The sequence below is a fragment of the Xanthomonas axonopodis genome, from assembly GCF_001304695.1.
In the GTDB taxonomy this organism is placed as follows: domain Bacteria; phylum Pseudomonadota; class Gammaproteobacteria; order Xanthomonadales; family Xanthomonadaceae; genus Xanthomonas; species Xanthomonas axonopodis.
Map to the genome: position 1 here is coordinate 1 of NZ_JFAQ01000016.1, position 18,690 is coordinate 18,690.

6 protein-coding genes are annotated in these 18,690 nt (G+C 65.4%); 1 reads left to right on the forward strand and 5 read right to left on the reverse strand.

Annotated elements, in window-relative coordinates; all coding sequences use genetic code 11:
• Positions 1 to 347: 347 nt before the first annotated feature.
• The gene (locus tag XAXN_RS01530; protein ID WP_054318236.1) at positions 348 to 10,559 is read left to right on the forward strand and encodes an autotransporter-associated beta strand repeat-containing protein; all 10,212 of its coding nucleotides are present in this window, start codon (positions 348 to 350) and stop codon (positions 10,557 to 10,559) included.
• Positions 10,560 to 10,865: 306 nt separating this feature from the next.
• Here the strand turns inward: XAXN_RS01530 and XAXN_RS01535 are convergent, their stop codons facing one another.
• The 5 genes from XAXN_RS01535 to XAXN_RS01555 form a co-directional block, all read right to left on the reverse strand.
• Positions 10,866 to 11,477: a response regulator transcription factor gene (locus XAXN_RS01535; protein ID WP_054318237.1), complete on the reverse strand. Its 612-nt coding sequence runs from the start codon at positions 11,475 to 11,477 to the stop codon at positions 10,866 to 10,868.
• A complete protein-coding gene (locus XAXN_RS01540; protein WP_054318238.1) occupies positions 11,474 to 12,496 on the reverse strand; it encodes a sensor histidine kinase in 1,023 nt (340 codons plus the stop codon). The genes XAXN_RS01535 and XAXN_RS01540 overlap by 4 nt, the downstream gene beginning before the upstream one ends.
• Positions 12,497 to 12,614: 118 nt before the next feature.
• On the reverse strand, positions 12,615 to 14,099 hold the full coding sequence (locus XAXN_RS01545; RefSeq protein ID WP_054318239.1) for an efflux transporter outer membrane subunit: 1,485 nt from the start codon (positions 14,097 to 14,099) through the stop codon (positions 12,615 to 12,617).
• A complete protein-coding gene (locus XAXN_RS01550) occupies positions 14,096 to 17,188 on the reverse strand; it encodes an efflux RND transporter permease subunit (protein ID WP_054318240.1) in 3,093 nt (1,030 codons plus the stop codon). Before XAXN_RS01550 ends, XAXN_RS01545 begins: the two co-directional genes overlap by 4 nt.
• A complete protein-coding gene (locus tag XAXN_RS01555; RefSeq protein WP_054318245.1) occupies positions 17,181 to 18,296 on the reverse strand; it encodes an efflux RND transporter periplasmic adaptor subunit in 1,116 nt (371 codons plus the stop codon). The genes XAXN_RS01550 and XAXN_RS01555 overlap by 8 nt, the downstream gene beginning before the upstream one ends.
• Positions 18,297 to 18,690: the final 394 nt, after the last annotated feature.

Genomic DNA, 18,690 nt, shown 5'->3' on the forward strand with positions numbered 1-18,690 from the left:
CAGGACGGGGGGACGTCGGGTCATTACAGATGAGGCCGCAAAACTAAGCATTTAGCGGGCACGAGCAAACCAGTCCACAGATTTGGCCTGTGTCATGGACGAGGTTAGAGTTAGTGATATTCGGCACAGTTTCATGCGTATTGAATCGCCTATTAATTTAATGGCACGGTGATTTGAGAGTGGTATTAACTCCACTTTGCCCTGCAAGTGCTGTCTGCGGCTACTCGCCTTTATAAGGTCGAGGCGGCCTGGCAGCTTTAAACCGGCTCTACCGTTATTCCAATCCCGTCTTTGGAGGCGGGTGCATGGGTGCGCGTCGGTCTTTGCTCGGCAATTAGGGGACTCAAATGAATCGTGCATTTGTGCTGGTCTGGAACGCAGCGATCGGCAACTGGGTGGTGACACATGAGTTGGTGCGTCGGCGTCGCAAGCCGGGCTCTACCCGTCGTCAATTACCGGCCCTGGTGGTGCTTGCGGTGGGGGGCGCCGCACCGATGCTGGCCTGGGGCGCGTGCACGCCGGCCATCCCCGCGGCGGGTGCAACAGTCACCTGCTCGGGTACGCCGGTCACCAGTAACAGCTTTTCCAGTAGCGCCAACAACCTGACCGTGAATGTCGCCTCCGGCAGCCAGATGACGGCCGGTTTGGTGGGCGGCACCGCCATCGCCCTGAGCGGTACCAACTCCACGCTCAACAACGCTGGCACTATCGACCCGTCCGTGCTTGGGCTGCTGTCGGTACTGAGCAGCGGCGTCACCATGGGCAATGCCAGCTCCACTGCAGTGACCTTCAACAATCTTGCCGGCGGCACGCTCTACGGAACCGGCGGCGTGCTGGGCGCCAATCTGCTCAATCTCGATGGCATGGCACTAGGGCTGACGTCGGCCAGCAACGGTACGGTGCAGATCAATAATGCCGGCCTGATCGATAGCCGTCCGTTGGCTGGGCTGTCGATTCTGGGAGCGGATACACCGGTGATCGCGGTGACCGGTGGCGGCACCGTCAACGCGGTCAATACCGGCATCATCAGCGGACGAGTGGGCTTTCAGAGTTCGGCCACCGGTAATACGTTCGTCAACGCGGGCACCATCAACGGCAGCGTTTCGATGGGCGCAGGCAGCACCAACAGCTTCACTGCGGTCACCGGGGGCAGCGTCAACAGCGGGGGAGGGCTGGCACTGGAATTGCTGGGCCCCAGCGGTTTGCTGAGCTTCGCGCAAACCGGCGTGGTGGACGGAGGCCGGGGCGGAAACAACACGCTGATCCTGCAGAATTCTGCAGTCGGCACCGGCACCGGCACCGGCAGCGGCAGCGGCAGCACCGGCACCGGAACATTGAGCACCGCGCAATACATCAACTTCGGCAATTTGCGCGTCAATAGCGGCACCTGGTCGTTGGGCGGCGCGAGCAACTTCGCCAACAGCGCGCTCAATGGTGGCGTGTTGCAGTTCGCCAATCCTGCGCAGTTGGGCAACACCATCACCGCCAACGGCGGCACCCTCCAAGCCACGGCTGCGGGCCTGACCCTTGCACCGACCAACGGCATTGCGCTTGGCACAGGCGGCCTGACCATACAGGGCACCAATAACCTGACCGTCGGCAGCGCAATCACCGGCACCGGTGCGTTAACCAAGATCGGCACGGGCGGACTGGCACTGACCGGTACCAGCACGTTCACCGGTGGCGTCAATCTGGTCAATGGCGCGTTGACGGTGGGCAGCAACGGCGCCTTGGGCACCGGCACGGTCACCGCATCTGGCGGCAGCGTATTGGCAGGTGCTGCGGTGAACCTGGCCAATGCGTTTTCGCTGAGCAACACGGTTGGTATTGGCGGCGCAAACGCGCTGCGAATCGGAGGCACGGTCAGTGGTACCGGGGCACTCAACAAGGTGGGCGCCGGCACCTTAACCTTGGGCGGCAGCAATACCTACAGCGGCGGCACCACCTTGGGTGCAGGCAGCGTGCTACTGGAGACCTCCGGCGCGCTCGGCACTGGCACGGTCACCGCGGCAGGCGGTTTGCTGGATAACACTGCACCGCTGACCCTGGCCAACAACTTTGCGCTCACCACTACGCTGGGCCTGGGCGCCAGCAGCAACGCATTGACCTTGAGTGGCACACTGGCCGGCGTTGGCGGTGTCAACAAAACCGGCACCGGAACGCTTTCGCTCAGCGGTGCCAATAGCTACAGCGGCGGCACCACGCTGGCAGCAGGCACGCTGCAACTGGGGACCGCGTCTGCGCTGGGCACGGGCGCATTGAATGTCACCGGCGCCTCCAGCCTGAGCACCACTGCGCCATTGACGGTGACCAACGGCATCAGCCTTGCGGCGCCGTTGAACTGGACCGGCACGCAAGCACTCACGCTCAGCGGTGCCATCAACGGTGCCGGCAGTTTGATCAAGAGCGGCACTGGTGATCTCACACTGACCAACGCCAACACCTATACCGGCGGCACCACGCTTAGCACGGGGCGACTGGTGGTCGGTTCGAATGCGGCCCTGGGCACCGGCACGCTCACCGCCAGCGGTGGTGAACTCGATGCCACGGCCGCGTCCACGCTGGGCAACGCGATTGCGCTGACCGGAACCTTGGGCGTCGGCAGCAGCGGCAACGCGCTGAATCTCACCGGCACCATCAGTGGCGCCGGCGCACTGAACAAACTTGGCGGCGGGACGCTGACGCTGGGCGGTTTGAACACCTACACCGGCGGCACCAGCCTCAACGCCGGCACCTTGCAGGTGGCCAGTGGCACCGCACTGGGTACCGGTGCGTTGAATGTCACTGGCTCTGCCACCTTGCAAAACACCGCCGCTGCCACGCTGAGCAACGCAGTGACGCTGAGCAGCGGTGCGCTGGCCCTCAATGGCACGCAAGCGTTGACGTTGGGCGGCGCCATCAGCGGTGCCGGCAGCCTGGTCAAGGCCGGCGGCGATCTCACGCTGAGCGGCGGCAACACCTACACCGGTGGCACCGCGCTCAATACCGGCAAACTCACGGTGGGCAGCAATACAGCACTGGGTAGCGGGACATTGACCGCAGCGGCCGGCACGACGTTGGACACCGCGGCAGCGAGCACGCTTGCCAATGTAATTGCGCTGGCAGGGCAGTTCACTGTGGGTGGCAGCAATGCGCTCACGCTCACCGGTGGCATCAGTGGCGCCGGCAGCATGGACAAACTCGGCCCCGCCAGCCTGACCCTCAGCGGCAACAACACCTTTGTGGGCGGTACTCGCCTGACGGCAGGCAGCCTGATTCTGGGCAGCGATAGCGCACTCGGGGCGGGTAGCCTGAGCGTGAGTGGCGGCCTGCTCGATAGCACCGCTGCACGCGTGGTGGCCAACAACGTGGTGCTGGATGCGGATCTGCAACTTGGCGGCAGTCAGGACCTGACCCTCACTGGTGGCATCAGCGGCATCGGTGGCCTGATCAAGGACGGCTCTGCAGCGCTGACACTGACCGGCGCAAACACCTTCGCTGGCGGCGTGGATCTCAACGCTGGCAGCTTGTCGGTCGGCAGCGGCGCGGCACTGGGCAGCGGTGTGTTGACCGCAGCCGGCGGCACGCAACTGCAGGCCACCACGGCCACCACGCTTGGCAATGATGTGGTGCTCAATGGTGCGTTGTCGCTGACCGGCAACAACAACCTGGGCTTGACCGGCACCGTGAGCGGCACCGGCGGCCTGGTCAAGCAAGGCACCGGAGCGCTCACGCTCAACGCAAACAACAGTTACACCGGCGGCACGCTGTTGAACGACGGTGCCTTGGTGGTGGGCAGCAATACCGCGCTCGGTAGCGGCGCAGTCACTGCCGCCAACGGCACGCTGCTCACCGCTGGCTCTGCGGTGACGTTGCAGAACGCGTTCACCACCAATGGTGCGCTGACGATCGATGGGCAGAACCTCTCGCTCGATGGCGTAATCGATGGCGCCGGCAGCTTGATCAAGACAGGCACGCAAACGCTCACCCTCAACGGCAACAACACCTGGAGCGGTGGGCTGCAATTGCAGAGTGGTTCGTTGCTGGTTGGCAGCAACACGGCGTTGGGCGCGGGCACCTTGACCACCGCAGGCGGTACCACACTGGATGCAAGCACTGCCGTGACGCTGGGCAATGCGGTCGCCTTGAATGGCAGGTTGACCCTGCCTGGCACGCAGGAGATTGCGCTCAACGGCGTCATCAGCGGTATCGGTGGCATCGATAAGCAGGGCAGCGCCACCTTGACGTTGAGCAACGCCAATACCTTCAGCGGCGGGGTTGCGCTGGATGCGGGCAGGCTGGTGCTCCGGAACAATGCGGCGCTTGGCGTGGGTGACATGCTGGTCAACGGCCCTGCCGAACTGGATGCCACTGCCGCGTTGACGGTAGGCAACAACGTCGCGTTGAACGATCAACTGACGCTGGTGGGCAGCAACGATTTGGCCTTGAACGGCAGCATCAGCGGCACCGGCAGCCTGATCAAGAATGGCGCCACCACACTGTCGCTCACTACGAGCAACAGCTACAGCGGCGGCACCCGCCTGACCGCAGGCACCATCGCGGTGGGAGCCGACAATGCGCTCGGTACCGGCAGCCTGTCGGTGCTCGGCAATTCGGTATTGAGCAATGCAGTTGCCGTGGCGTTAGGCAACGACATCGCGCTGGGCGCCGCGCTCACCGTGGACAACGCCGCAGACATGCTTGCCAGCGGTGCGATCAGCGGAAGCGGAGGCCTGGTCAAGAGCGGCCTCGGCACGCTGACCTTGAGCGGCAACAACAGCTATACCGGCCCGCTGGCGATCCAGGCCGGTACCGTGGTGGCCAGCACTGCGGCCGCACTGGGCAACGCCAGCACTGTCGATGTCGCAGCAGGCGCGCGATTGAATCTGACCAACGGCGGCTTGATCAACGCGCTCAGCGGTGCGGGCGGTGTCGATACCGATGCCGGCGCCACACTCCAGCTGGACGGCGGCGATTTCGCCGGCAGCCTGGGCGGTAGCGGCAACCTGGACAAGGTGGGGACCGGCACCGTGCGTCTGCTCGGTACCAGTGCGATCGGTGGCAGCACGCAGGTCAGTGCGGGCACGCTCGATGTGGTCGGCAGTCTCGGCACCAGCGCCCTGAACGTGGCATCGGGCGGCACACTGGCCGGCACCGGCGCCGCCGGCAATGTGGGCGCGGCGGTCACCGTCAGCGATGGCGGCAGGCTCGCGCTCACCAGTGGTGCGTCGTTGAGCGTGGGCGCGTTGACGCTCGCGCCAGGCGCATTCGTCGATGTGGCGTTGGGCGCGCCAAGCGCAACCGGCTTGCTGGCCGTCAATGGCGATCTCACCCTGGACGGTACGCTCAACATCACCGATCTCGGCGGCTTCGGTACCGGCGTGTATCGCTTGATCGACTACACCGGCGCGCTCACCAACAACGGCATGCTGATCGGCCTGTTTCCGGGCAGCGTGGACATCAGCCAGCTCGCCCTGCAGACCGCCATCGGCCAGCAACTCAATCTGGTGGTGACTGCGCCGGGCAGCATCGTGCAGTTCTGGGACGGTGTGCAGACCACGGCCAATGGCACTGTCGATGGCGGCGCCGGCACCTGGGGTGCGGCCACCAACTGGACCGGCCAGGACGGTAGCGCCAACAGCACCTGGCAAGGCGACTTCGCAGTGTTTTCCGGTACGGCGGGCACGGTGGGCGTGCAGGGCACGCAGGACATCGGCGGCTTGCAGTTCGTGGCCGATGGATATCAGCTGACCGATGCCGGCGCGGGTGCATTGGCAGTGGCTGATCCGTTGACCGCCATCCGCGTCGACCCGGGTGCCACGGCCAGCATCGATGTGGCCATTACCGGCACTGGCGGCGTGCAGAAGCTGGACACCGGCACGCTGGTGCTCAGTGGTCCCAACACCTACACCGGTGGCACCGCGCTGGGCGGCGGCAGCCTGGTGTTGGGCAATGCACAAGCGCTGGGCAGCGGCACGCTGACCGCGGCAGCGGGCACCTCGCTCGATACCAACCAAGCGTTGGCCCTCGGAAACGCGGTGGTGCTCGATGGTGCATTGACCTTGCCCGGCAGCAACGACCTGGCCTTGGCCGGCGCCATCAGCGGTGCCGGCAGCTTGATCAAGAACGGCACCTCCACGCTCACGCTCGACGGCAGCAACAGCTATCTCGGCGGCAGCGTGTTGAATGCCGGCACGCTGGCGGTGGGCAGCAACACCGCACTCGGCACAGGCAGCCTGTCGGTGCTGGGCGATGCAACGTTGAGTAACGCCATCGCCTTGGCCCTGGGCAACAACATCAACCTGGGCGCCAATCTGACCATCGCCAGTGCAGACGATCTGGCGTTGACCGGCGTGCTCAGTGGTGCGGGTGCACTGACCAAGACCGGCCTGGGCACCTTGACCTTGTCTGGCAGCAACCTGTTCAGTGGCCCGATGTCGGTGCAGGGCGGCGTGCTGGCCACCTCCGCCACCGGCACGTTGGGGACGACTGCCAGCGTGGATGTTGCGGCAGGGGCGGTGCTCTCGCTCGGCAGCAATACCGCCTTGAGCAGCGTTACCGGCCTAGGCGATGTCGCGATCCAGGGTGGCAGCACCTTGCAACTGGGCGTTGGCAACGTCAGCAGCACTTTCGCAGGTGCGTTGAACGATGCCGGCAATCTTGAAAAAGTCGGCACGGGCACCGTGCAACTCACCGGCATCAGCGCGATCGGCGGCACCGCGCAGATCACGGCAGGCACGCTGGATGTGGGCGGCACGCTGGGCAGTGCCGGTGGCGTCACCGTGGGCACCGGCGGCACGTTGAGCGGCAGCGGCGTGGTCGATGCCGCGGTTACGGTAAATGACAGTGGCCGCCTTGTGGTGACCAGCGGTGCGCTGCTGACCACCGGCAGCCTGAGCATGGCGCCCAATGCCACCCTCGATGCGTTCCTGGGAATCCCCAGCCAGACCGGGGTGCTTGCGGTCAACGGCGACCTGACGCTGGATGGCACGCTCAACATCACCGACATCGGCGGCTTCGGCACTGGCGTGTATCGCCTGATCGACTACACCGGCACCCTGACCAACAATGGCATGGGTTTTGGCACCTTGCCGGGCACGGTCGACCCCGCCCAGCTCACGCTGCAGACCTCGCTGGCGCAGCAGGTCAATGTGGTGGTGTTGGCTTCCGGCAGCAACGTGCAGTTCTGGGATGGCGCGCAGACCGTTGCCAATGGCAGCGCCGATGGCGGCACCGGCGTGTGGACTGCCGGTGCCACCAATTGGACGTCGGTCGATGGGCTGACCAACAGCGATTGGCAGAACAGCTTTGCGGTCTTCGCAGGCACCGCGGGCAACGTGGGCGTGCAGGGCACCCAAGGCATCACCGGTATGCAGTTCATTACCGATGGCTATGTGCTGAGCGATGCAGGCGGTGGCGCATTGAGCGCCAACGCAGCGAACACCATCATCCGCGTCGACCCCGGCGTGACCGGCACCATCGATGTCGCCATCGGCGGCACCGGCACGCTGCAAAAGCTCGACACCGGCACGCTGGTGCTGAGTGGTCCCAACACCTACACCGGCGGCACCGCGCTTGGCGGCGGCAGCCTGGTGTTGGGCAATGCGCAAGCGCTGGGCACCGGCACGCTGACTGCCGCAACGGGCACCACGCTCGATACCAATCAAGCATTGGCGCTCGGCAATGCGGTGGTGCTCGATGGCGCGCTGACGCTGGCCGGCAGCAACGATCTGGCATTGACCGGTGCGATCAGCGGTGCGGGTAGCTTGACCAAGAACGGCACGTCCACCCTCACGCTAGGCGGCAACAACAGCTATGCCGGCGGCACGGTGCTCAGCGATGGCACGCTGGCGGTGGCCAGCAACACCGCCTTGGGGAGCGGCACCTTGTCGGTCATCGGCGATTCGGTGCTGAGCAATGCGGTTGCCGCGGCATTGGGCAACGCGGTCACGCTGGGCGCGGCGCTTACCGTCGACAACCCGGCCGACCTCACGCTTGCAGGCAACATCAGCGGTAGCGGGACCTTGATCAAGACCAACACCGGCGTGCTGACCCTCGACGGCAGCAACACTTACAGCGGTGGCACCACGATCGCTGCCGGCACGCTGGTGGGAGATGGCGCAAGCCTGCAAGGCGCCATCGTCGACGACGCAACCTTGGCGTTCAACCAGGTGGCCGACGGCGTGTTTACTGGTTCGATCACCGGCACCGGGACGGTGATCAAGGACGGCGCCGGCGCACTGCTGCTCAACGGCGCCAATGGCTACACCGGTGGCACCAGCATTGTGGCCGGCACCCTGGTCGGCGACACCGCCAGCCTGCAGGGCGATATCGCCAACAACGCGGCGTTGGTCTTCAACCAGACCACTGGCGGCGTGTATGCCGGCGCGGTCAGCGGTAGTGGCTCGCTGGAAAAGACTGGCAGCGGCGTGCTGCAATTGCTTGGCGCCAATACGTATACCGGCGGCACCATCATCAGCGCCGGCAGCCTGGTCGGCAACACCACCAGCGTGCAGGGCGATGTGGTCGACAACGCGACATTGATCTTCGATCAGACCAGCGATGGTGCGTTCGCCGGGGTGGTCAGCGGCACCGGCAGCGTGATCAAGCAGGGTGCCGGCGCGTTGACCTTGGTGGCGCCCAACACCTACAGAGGCGGCACCACCATCGCCAGTGGCAGCCTGATCGGCACCACCACCAGCCTGCAGGGCAACATTGTCGACAACGCAGTGCTGGTGTTCGACCAGGCAACCGATGGGACCTACGCCGGCAACGTCACCGGCAGCGGTACGCTGGTCAAGAACGGCACCGGTGCACTTACCCTGGATGGCATCAACGGCTATCTGGGCGGTACCACCGTCAACGCGGGCACGCTGGTTGGCGATACCGGCAGCTTGCAGGGCGATATCACCAACAACAGCACGCTGACCTTCCTGCAGACCAGTGCCGGCAGCTATGCGGGCAGGTTGTTCGGAGTCGGTCGCTTCATCAAGCTGGGAACCGGCACGCTATTGCTCACTGCCAACAGCAGCACCTTCACCGGCCCGACCGAGGTCAATGCCGGCACCCTGAGTGTCGGCAACCTGGCCAACCCCGGCGCGGCGCTGGGCGGCCCGGTCACGGTGGGCCCGGGCGGCACGCTCACCGGCAGCGGCAGTATCGGCAGCCTGGTGTCGTCGGGCACGGTCGCCATCGGGGGTGCCGGTGGCACCATCAGCGTCGGCGGCAATGCCACGTTTGCACCAGGTTCTAACTTGCAGGTGACGCCTGGCGACGGCGGTGTGGTGACGCCGGTGACGGTGGGCGGTGCAGCCACCGTGGCAAGCGGCACCACCCTGGAGTTGGTGCGCGCAACCGACTTGCCGCTGTTTACGGAGATTCCGGTGATCAGCGCCAGTGGCGGTCTCACCGGGCAGTTCAGCAATGTCGTCTCCGATTACGCGTTTATCGAGCCGAACGTGAACACCACCGCCACTGCGTTGTCGGTGACCTTCGAGCGCAATACGGTGGGCATGGTTGACGCGGTCACCACGCCGAACCAGCAGTCAACGGCGGCGGCCGTGGATGGCTTGCCGAACACCAGCCCGATCTATCAGGCCGTGGTGCGTTTGCCCGACGACCCGGAAGCGGTGCGCACCGCGTTTGCCTCGTTGTCTGGCGAAAGCCATGCCAGCACTGCTACCGCCATGCTGGACAGCCGCTTTCTCTACAGCGGGATCGCCAACCATCTGCGTGGCGACAGCCAGGACACGCTGGTCGGCGACACCACGGTGTGGATCACCGGGCGCAGCCTGCCCAACCGCGTCGATGGCGATGCCAATGCGGTGTCGGTACGTCGCGAGGACAACGGCGTGATGGCCGGTGCGGAACGTCGCTTCGGCGAACGCAGCGTGGTGGGCATTGCGGTCGGCAATCAGGACATCGAGAGCTGGTCGCGCGAATGGGGCGACCGTGCCGATGTGGATGGCACGCATGCCGGCGTGTATGGCCGGGCCGACTGGTCTGCGTTCTCGCTGCAAGGCGCGGTGGATTACGCCAGCTATCGCGTCGACGGCACGCGCCGGGTGATGTTGCCCGACGTGCTCGAAGAGCGTCTGGTCAGTCGCTACGACGCCACTGCGGTGACGGTGTCGCTGGAAGCGGCCTGGAGTCTGCGCACCAAAGACGCGGTGTACAGTCCCTTCATCGCGGCCGATTACACCCGCCTGAAGACCGACGGATTCACCGAACGCGGCGGCATCTCCGCGCTGTCGGTGGACAGCGCCAGCGACACCTTCAGTACCGCCACGCTGGGTGTGCGTGGTCATTGGGACCTTGGCCAGAAGGCGGCGTTGTACGCCTCGGCAGGCTGGCGGCATGCCTTCGGCGACCGTTCCGTGCAGCGCTCGGCCGGCTTCGTCGGCACCGCCTCGGAGTTCTCGGTGCAGAGTGTCACACTGGCCAGGAATGCGGCCATCGGCGAGCTGGGCGTGAGCCTGATCACCTCGCCACGCAGCCGACTGGCACTCTCGCTGCAAGGGCTCAACGGCGACGGGCAGACGGCGTACGGTGGCCAGGTGACCTGGGGAGTGAGCTTCTGAGGCTTGTCTTGCGGCATGCGTGACACTGGAAATAAAAAAAATGCCCCGAATGCCGGGGCGTTCTTTTTGCCTGCATTCCTGTGTCTGTCGCGCGCGTGTTGCAACACGCGCAGCTGAGCGTGCACGTGCGTTGCGGCGATCAGCTCAATGCATGGCATCGAGCGCCGAACAAGCGCCGCGTGCGTACCGCTTCATGGCGCGTTGTCATCCGGGAGCACGCATACGTCACGGCGGCCGGATGCCCGCCGATGGCGTGTGCGCGGGCATGCACCACAGCACGCTTGCGCACCGGTCACATCGCGCCCATCACAGCCCGATGCGTTCGGCCAGGCGGACCAGCTCGGCCAGCGAGCCAGCCTGCATCTTGCGCATGGCCTGGCCACGCCGCACTTTCACGGTGATCTCGCTCAGGTGCAAGCGCGCGGCAATCTGCTTGTTCAACAGGCCTTGCACCACCAGTCGCGTGACATCCTGCTCGCCGCTACTCAGCGACTCCCAACGTGCGCGCAATGCTGCGGTCACCGCCTCGCTCTGGCGGCGCGCACGGTCGCGGCGGATGCCGTCCTGAATCGCATCCAGCAGCGCCTGATCGCGGAACGGCTTGGTCAGGAATTCGATCGCGCCGTTCTTCATCGCTTCCACGCTCATCGCGATATCGCCATGGCCGGTAATGAAGATGGTGGGCAGCGCAACGCCGGATTCGACCATGCGCCGATGGAACTCCATCCCGCTCTGGCCCGGCATGCGGATGTCCAGCACCAGGCAGGCCGGTGCGTCCTGCAACCGATGCGCGAGAAATTGATCGGTGGAACCGAACGCATAGACCTGTAGCCCGACCGAGGCGAACAGATCCTCCAGTGCGGCACGCATCGAGGCATCGTCGTCGATGAGATACACCACCGGGGCCAGCTCGCTCATTGCCTGCGCTCCGTCGCGACCAGGGGCAGACGCAGGCCGAAGCGCGCGCCGCGCACACCAGCCGGCTCGGCCCAGATCTGCCCGCCGTTGGCTTCCATGATGGTGCGGCTGATGCTCAAGCCGATGCCCATGCCATCGTCCTTGGTGCTCCAGAACGCTTCGAACACATGCGCCAGTGCGTCGTCGGACAACCCCGGGCCGGTGTCGTCGATACACAGGCATGCCCAGCCGCCATCGGTGTGCGAACCCACATGGATGCTGCGCGTCTCGTCCGGCAAGGTGGCCAGTGCCTCCACTGCGTTGAGCAACAGATTGCCGATGACCTGCTGGATCTGTACGCCATCGGCTAGCACCGCGGGCAGGGCAGGGTCCAGCTCCAGCGACAGCGCGATGCCATGGCGCTCGGTTTCGCCGCGCGTGAGGGCAATCATGTCGAGCACTGTGCGGTTCAAATCCAGCGGCTGGCGTTGGCTCGCTTCGCCACGCGCCAGTGCCCGCATGCGCGCGATGATGGCGCTGGCGCGGCCGGCGTCGGCAAGCATGCGCTCCAGTGCGGCATCGGCCTTGGCCAGGTTGGGCGGTTGCTGCGCCAACCAGCGCTGGCAGGCGTTGCCGCTGGTCACGATGGCGGCCAAGGGTTGATTGACTTCGTGCGCGATCGATGCGGCCAGCCCGCCCATGCTGCCGCTGCGGGTGAGCCGCAACAGCCGTGCCTGTGCGGCATGTGCGCTGGATTTTGCCGCTTCCATCTGCACCGCCAGGTACGTGGTGACTGCCACCACGACCGCGCTGATGCAGGAGTTGATCACGCCCACGCGGTAGCTCCCGGCCGGGGTGAGATGAAAGCTGAGCACGATTAGCGCCAAACAAGTGGCAGCCAATGCGACCACACCCGTGCGTGTGAGCAGGCGTACCGACAGCAGCACCACCAACGTATAGAACAAGGCTGCCGCCACCGCATAGTCGGTGACGGTATCGGCCACGAAGATCGCCGCCATGCCGGCCACCAGCCCGACCATGCCGAGCAGGTCGGTACGCGTGGGTGGCGAGCGGAATAGAGATGTCATGCGCATGGCGGCGATTGTCTCAGCTGGCGCCGCCGCCGTTACACAACCGGCGCTGGATGCGGCGCTTGATTCATGGAGTCGCGGGATTGGGCGTCTGGGCCGCTGGCGACCACCACGGTCCGCCACCCAGGGCCTGATACAGCGCTACGGTGTCGGTGTAGCGCGCGGCTTGTGCCTGGACCGTGGCGGCCTGCGTGCTTTGGTAGGCCTGCTGCGCCTGCAGCAGATCTGCCATGCCCACCGCCCCGACCGCCTGTTGACGTTGTACCAGCGCCAGCGTGCGCTCGGCCAGAGTCTGCGCATCGGCACAGGCGCGCAGGCTCTGCGCATCGCTCTGCAGCGCGCTGAGCGCATTGGAAACCTCGCCAAACGCGTTCAAGACCACACTGCGGTATTGCGCCATGGCCTGCATGTAGCCAGCTTCGGCCGCCCGTTGCTGATGCGCAAGCGCGCCGCCATGGAACAGCGGTTGCAGCAAGCTGCCGGCCACCGACCATTGCGTATTGCCTGCCGCGAACATGCGCCCGACACTGGATGCAGAGCCACCGCTGGCCGCACTTAAGGTAATCGATGGCAAGCGCGCAGCCGCCGCCACGCCGATTTGCGCGCTGGCAGCATGCGCTTGCGCTTCGGCGGCGCGGATGTCCGGGCGGCGATCGACCAAACGCGAGGGCAACGATAACGGCAGCTGCGCCGGAAGCTGCAAGGTGTCCAGCGTCAATGCTTCACCGGCAGCGTCGCTGGGCAATTGCCCGCCCAGCATCGCGAGCAGGGTCCGTTGTTGGTCCAGCTGTTTTTCCAGCGCCGGCACCGCGGCCTGCGCCTGTGCCAGCGCAGTGCGTTGGGCCAGCACCTGCGCTGCACCGATGGCGCCAAGCGCCTGCTGGCGTTCGGTAAGCGCGCAGAGCTGCTCGGCGATTTTGACCTGCGCATGCGCGGCATCCAGTTGCGCGCGCACGGCCGCTTCGTCAATGGCCGCGTTCACCACATTGGCGGTAAGGCTCAGGTACGCCGCATCGCGCTGGTCGCGCTGCGCCTGCGCTTGTGCACCCGCCGCTTCCACCTGCCGCCGCGTGCCGCCGAACATGTCCAGCGTATAGCTCACGCTGAGTTGGGCGGTGCGTAGCGCATACGGTGTGTCGATGCCGGCATCCGGCGCCGGCACCACCGAGTCGCGTTGCCGGCTGGCATCCACATGCAGATCCGCTTGCGGTAGCCAGGCGCCGCGTTGTGCGGCCAGGGTTTGCTGCGCCTGCCGGAGCGCTGCGTCGGCGGCCTGCAGGTCCGGATTGGCACGCAATGCCCGCTCTACCACAGCATTCAGTTGCGGCGAGCCGAACGCGCGCCACCAGGCGGCCGGCACGTCCTGGCCAGGCTCGAAGTGTTGCGCACCACCATGTGCTGCGTCGGCGGCTACGGTCGTTGCCGGTAACGCATTGGCGGTATAGCGATCGGCAGCAGGCGGAGAGGGACGCTGAAAGTCCGGCCCCACTGCGCAGGCGGCGAGCGACACCGCCACTGCACTGACGAGCAACGCGTTGCGAACGTGTGTCATGCGGTCGTCTCCTGGCGGCCCTGACGCGTTGCGACGAAGGCTTCCATCAGGTAGTACAGCGATGGCAACAACACCAAGGTGAGTATCGTGGCGGTGATCAACCCGCCAACCACCACCGTGGCCAACGGGCGCTGCACATCGCTGCCCAGGCCGGTGGCGAGCATTGCCGGTGCCAGGCCAAGCGCTGCCACGGTCGCGGTCATCAGCACCGGACGCATGCGGCTCACCGCGCCAGCCACCACCGCCTCGCGCAAGGACATGCCCACGTCGTGGCGCAGCCGGTTGATCTGCGCGAGCATCAGCACCGCGTTCAAGACCGCGACCCCGAACAGGGCGATGAAGCCTACCGCGCTGGAGACACTGAGCGTCATCCCGCGCAGGTGCAATGCAGCCAACCCGCCGATCATGGCCAGCGGCACTGCGGCAAGCACCAGGGTCGGTTGGCGCAGGTTGCCGAACGCGCCGAACAGCAACACGAACATGATGCACAAGGTGGTGGGCAACACCACCAGCAGGCGCGCCTGGGCACGTTGCAGGTTCTCGAACTGGCCACCCCACACCAGCTGCATGTGTTGCGGGTCGAGGCGCACTTGCCGCGCGAGCGTGGCCTGCGCATCGCTCAGAAAACTGGACAGATCGCGCCCGCGCACGTTGAGCCGCACGATGATGTTGCGCCGCCCCATCTCGCGCACGATCACGCTCTGGCCGCTGGTGGTCGTGATGCTGGCCACCGCCGAGAGCGGTATCTCGGCACCTGCAGCGGTACGCAGACGCAACGCACCGATGGCCTGCGGATCGTTGCGATACCGTTGCGGAAAGCGCACGGTGAGGTCGTAACTCTTCTCGCCGAGATACATCTGCCCGATCGGGCTGCCGCCGATGCCGGTGGAAATCAGATCCGACACATCGGCCGCGTTGATGCCATAGCGTGCCGCCGCCTCGCGGTCGAAACGTACCTGCAGGTTAGGCAAGGGCGGCTCTACATCCACGGCGATGTCCGCAGCTCCCGGCACCTTGTGCAAGGCTGCGGCCACCTGGTCGGCAACGCCGCGCACCTGCTGCAGATCGTCGCCGAACACCTTCACGGTCAGATCGCTGTGCGCGCCGGAGAGCTTGTCCTGCACGCCGTCGATCATCGGCTGCATCATGCTCACCGTGTAACCGGGCATCTGCGCATAACGCGCGCCCAGCGCAGCGATCAACGCCTGCTTGTCCATGCCGGCCGGCCATTGTTTGTAGGGACGCAGGCCCACGCTCGCTTCGATATGCGAGGGCGTCCAGTAGTCGGTGCCATCGTCGTTGCGCCCGGTCTGGGTCACCACGTACGACACCTCGGGAAATTCCAGCGTGGCCTTGCGCAAGGCATTGGCCATGGTGGCGGCCTTGTCCAGGGTAATGCCTGGCGGCATCTGCACCTGCAGCCACAGCGATCCTTCATCGATATATGGCAAGAAGTCGCGGCCGATGCTGCCCCCTAAACCTGCTAGCACGCACAAGGCCAGTGCCGCACACGCCAGCAACCAACCGCGTTGGCCAACGCTGCGCTCCAGCAAGGCCCGGTAGCGCTGCCCAAGTGCTTCCAGTACTCGGTTGTGCATCATCTTGCGCGGCTTGCGGAACGCCAGCCACGCAAGGCTAGGAATCAGTGTCAGCGCCACCAGCAGCGCACCGATCAAGGCCGCGCCCACCGCGCAGGCCATCGGCGAAAACAGCTTGTACTCGATGCGCTCGAACGCCAGCAGCGGCAGGTACGCACAGCCGATCACGGCCATGCCGAAGAAGATCGGCCGCGCCACGTGCAGGGTGGCGTCGATCGCATCGCGCGCCGTCAGTGCACGCTGGCTGTCTTCTTCGCGCAGGCGCAAGACGTTTTCCACCAGCACCACCGCGCCATCGACCAGGATGCCGAAGTCGATTGCACCCAGCGACAGCAAATTGGCCGGGATCTTGAGGTGGTGCATGAAGATGAAAGCGATCAACAACGACAGCGGGATGGTCAACGACACGATCGCCGCCGCACGCGGGCTAGCCAGGAAGATCAACAGCACCACGCACACCAGCAGCATGCCTTCGGTCAGCGTGGCGCTCACCGTGTGCAGCGTGGCGTCGATCAACGCGGTGCGGTCCAGATAGGGCACCACCTTGACGTCCTTGGGCAACACGCTGTTGTTGAGTTCCTCCACGGCACCATGAATGCCTTGCAGCGCTACCGAAGGGTTGCTGTCCTTGAGCAGCAACGCGATGCCTTCGATCGTGTCCGGGTTGCCGTCCTTGCCCAGGATACCGCGTCGTTCGACATTGTCGTAGCGCACCTCGCCCAGATCCTTGACCAGGATCGGCACGCCATTGCTGCTGCTCACCACCACGTTGCCGATGTCCTGCAACGAATGCAGCAGGCCGATGCCGCGGATCACGTAGCTTTGTTCGCCACGATCCATCACGCTGCCGCCGCCATCGGCATTGTTGCTGGTGATGGCGCTCTTGACCTGCTGCAACGACACCCCGTACCGGGTCAAGCGGTCCGGCTCCAGCGCCAACGAAAACTGTGTGGTGAGGCCGCCGAAGTTGGTCACATCGGCCACGCCTGGCACCTTTTGCAGGCGTGGAATCACCGTCCAGAATTGCAGGTCGGACAGCTCGCGCAGGCTGCGTGTCTTCGATTCCAGCGTATAGCGATAGATCTCGCCGGTGGGCGAGGTATACGGGTCCAGCCCGGGAATTGCGCCATAGGGCAGGGTCACCGCCTGGATGCGTTCCAGCACACGCTGCCGCGCGAAGTAGCCTTCGGTCCCATCGTCGAATACCAGCGTGATCAGCGACAGGGCGAACAGGCTGCGCGAGCGCAGCACATGCAATCCTGGCGTGCCCATCAACGCGCGTTCCAGCGGCACGGTGATTTGCTGTTCCACTTCTTCCGCACCCAGGCCCGGGACCTGCGTGACTACTTGCGAGGTGACATCGGCGATGTCCGGGTAAGCCTCCACCGGCAGCTGCGTCCAGCTCCATGTGCCGTATAACGCAATGAGTACGAAAACCAGCCAGACGATGCCGCGACGCTGAAAGCAGGTGGTGATGATCGACTCAATCATTGAGCAAGGCTCCGTCCTTGATCACCACACGCTCGCCTGCCTTCAGCCCGGACAGGATCTCGGTATACCCATCCATCGCACGGCCGGTGGCCACGATGCGCGAGCGATAAACGAACGGCGCGGTTTCGACAAAGACCCGCGTGTACAGTCCCATCTGCAAGAGCGCGCTATCGGGGACCAGCAACGCCTGTTGGGGCCGCGATTGGAACTGGGCGCGCGCAAACATGCCCGGCTTGAGCAGGCTATCGTGGTTATTCAATGCCACCCTGACTTTCAACGTGCGAGTGGCGGGGTCGAGCAAATCATCAACGTGTTGCACATGGCCGACGAAGCGTTGGCCGGGATAGGCATCCAGGCTGGCAGTCACCGGCTGCCCTTCGAAGACCTGGCCAATCTCGCGTTCCGGCACGCTGGCGGTGAGCCACACCTGCGAAATATCGGCCACTGTCATCAGCGACGCTGACGTGTCGTTCCAGAAGCCGCCCAGAGCAGCGCTCAGGTCCGCCACGCGGCCGGCAATTGGCGCACGCACGACATAGCGCCGATGCGACGTCGCCTGCGCAGCCACACCCAGCTGGGCCAGGCGATCGCTGGCCGCTCGCGCGTCGTTCTGTGCGCTGTCGAAGGCCTGTTGCGCCGCCTGCAGATCGCGTGCAGCTGAAATGCTGTCTGCTGCCAGCGTCTTCTGCCGGGCAAGTTCCAGACGCGCCTGTTCCAGTGTGGCGCGCGCCTTGCCGGTATCGCTGTAGGCACTGGCAAGTTCGGCGGAATCGAGCACGCACAGCACATCGCCCGCACGCACGGTATCGCCCAGGGTCTTGGGCAGTGCGACCACGCGCCCGGACAACGGCGGCACGACCCGCACCAGGCGCTCGGGCAACACCTCGATCACGGCCGGCATCTGCAGCAGCGGGGCGATGGCTTGGCGACGCACCGCCTGCACGCGCAGGCTGGCACGCAAGGGCGAGTGCGCCGGCACGCTCACCTGCGAGTTGGTGTGGATCAGCAGCGGCGAGGGAGCAGCCGGTGGCGGCGTGGCTCCGCAGCTAGCCAGCAAGCTGCACACACAGGCAGCTGCGAGCGTAGAACGCAGGAAGAGGGACGACATGCGATGACTCGAACGGGGAGAGGGAAGGCGCTGCACCCGCGGTCGGCGATGCGTGAAACGCAGGCCGCGGATGCAGCGGCGATGGATCCACGTTCGCTGCCGGCAGCGGCGTACATCGGCATCGCCTGGCAACCATGGCGCATTGCCACGGGCGTGGGGCTGTGCGCCCGCCATCGGGGCCGGCGCAGTGACAACGCGTGCTGCAGCCGCGTCGATGGCGTGCATGGTGCCAGCCGTCAGCGCGCGAAACCAGGGGTTTTCGGGCGTTTTCGGCAGTCCATGCACATCGCATCGATATACCTTCGTATCGTCTGTGCGTGGCCGGTACGCAAGACGCCGCGTCAGCCAGGCGCTTGGCCATTCGGTAGTCGCATGCGGCCAACAACGAAAAGGC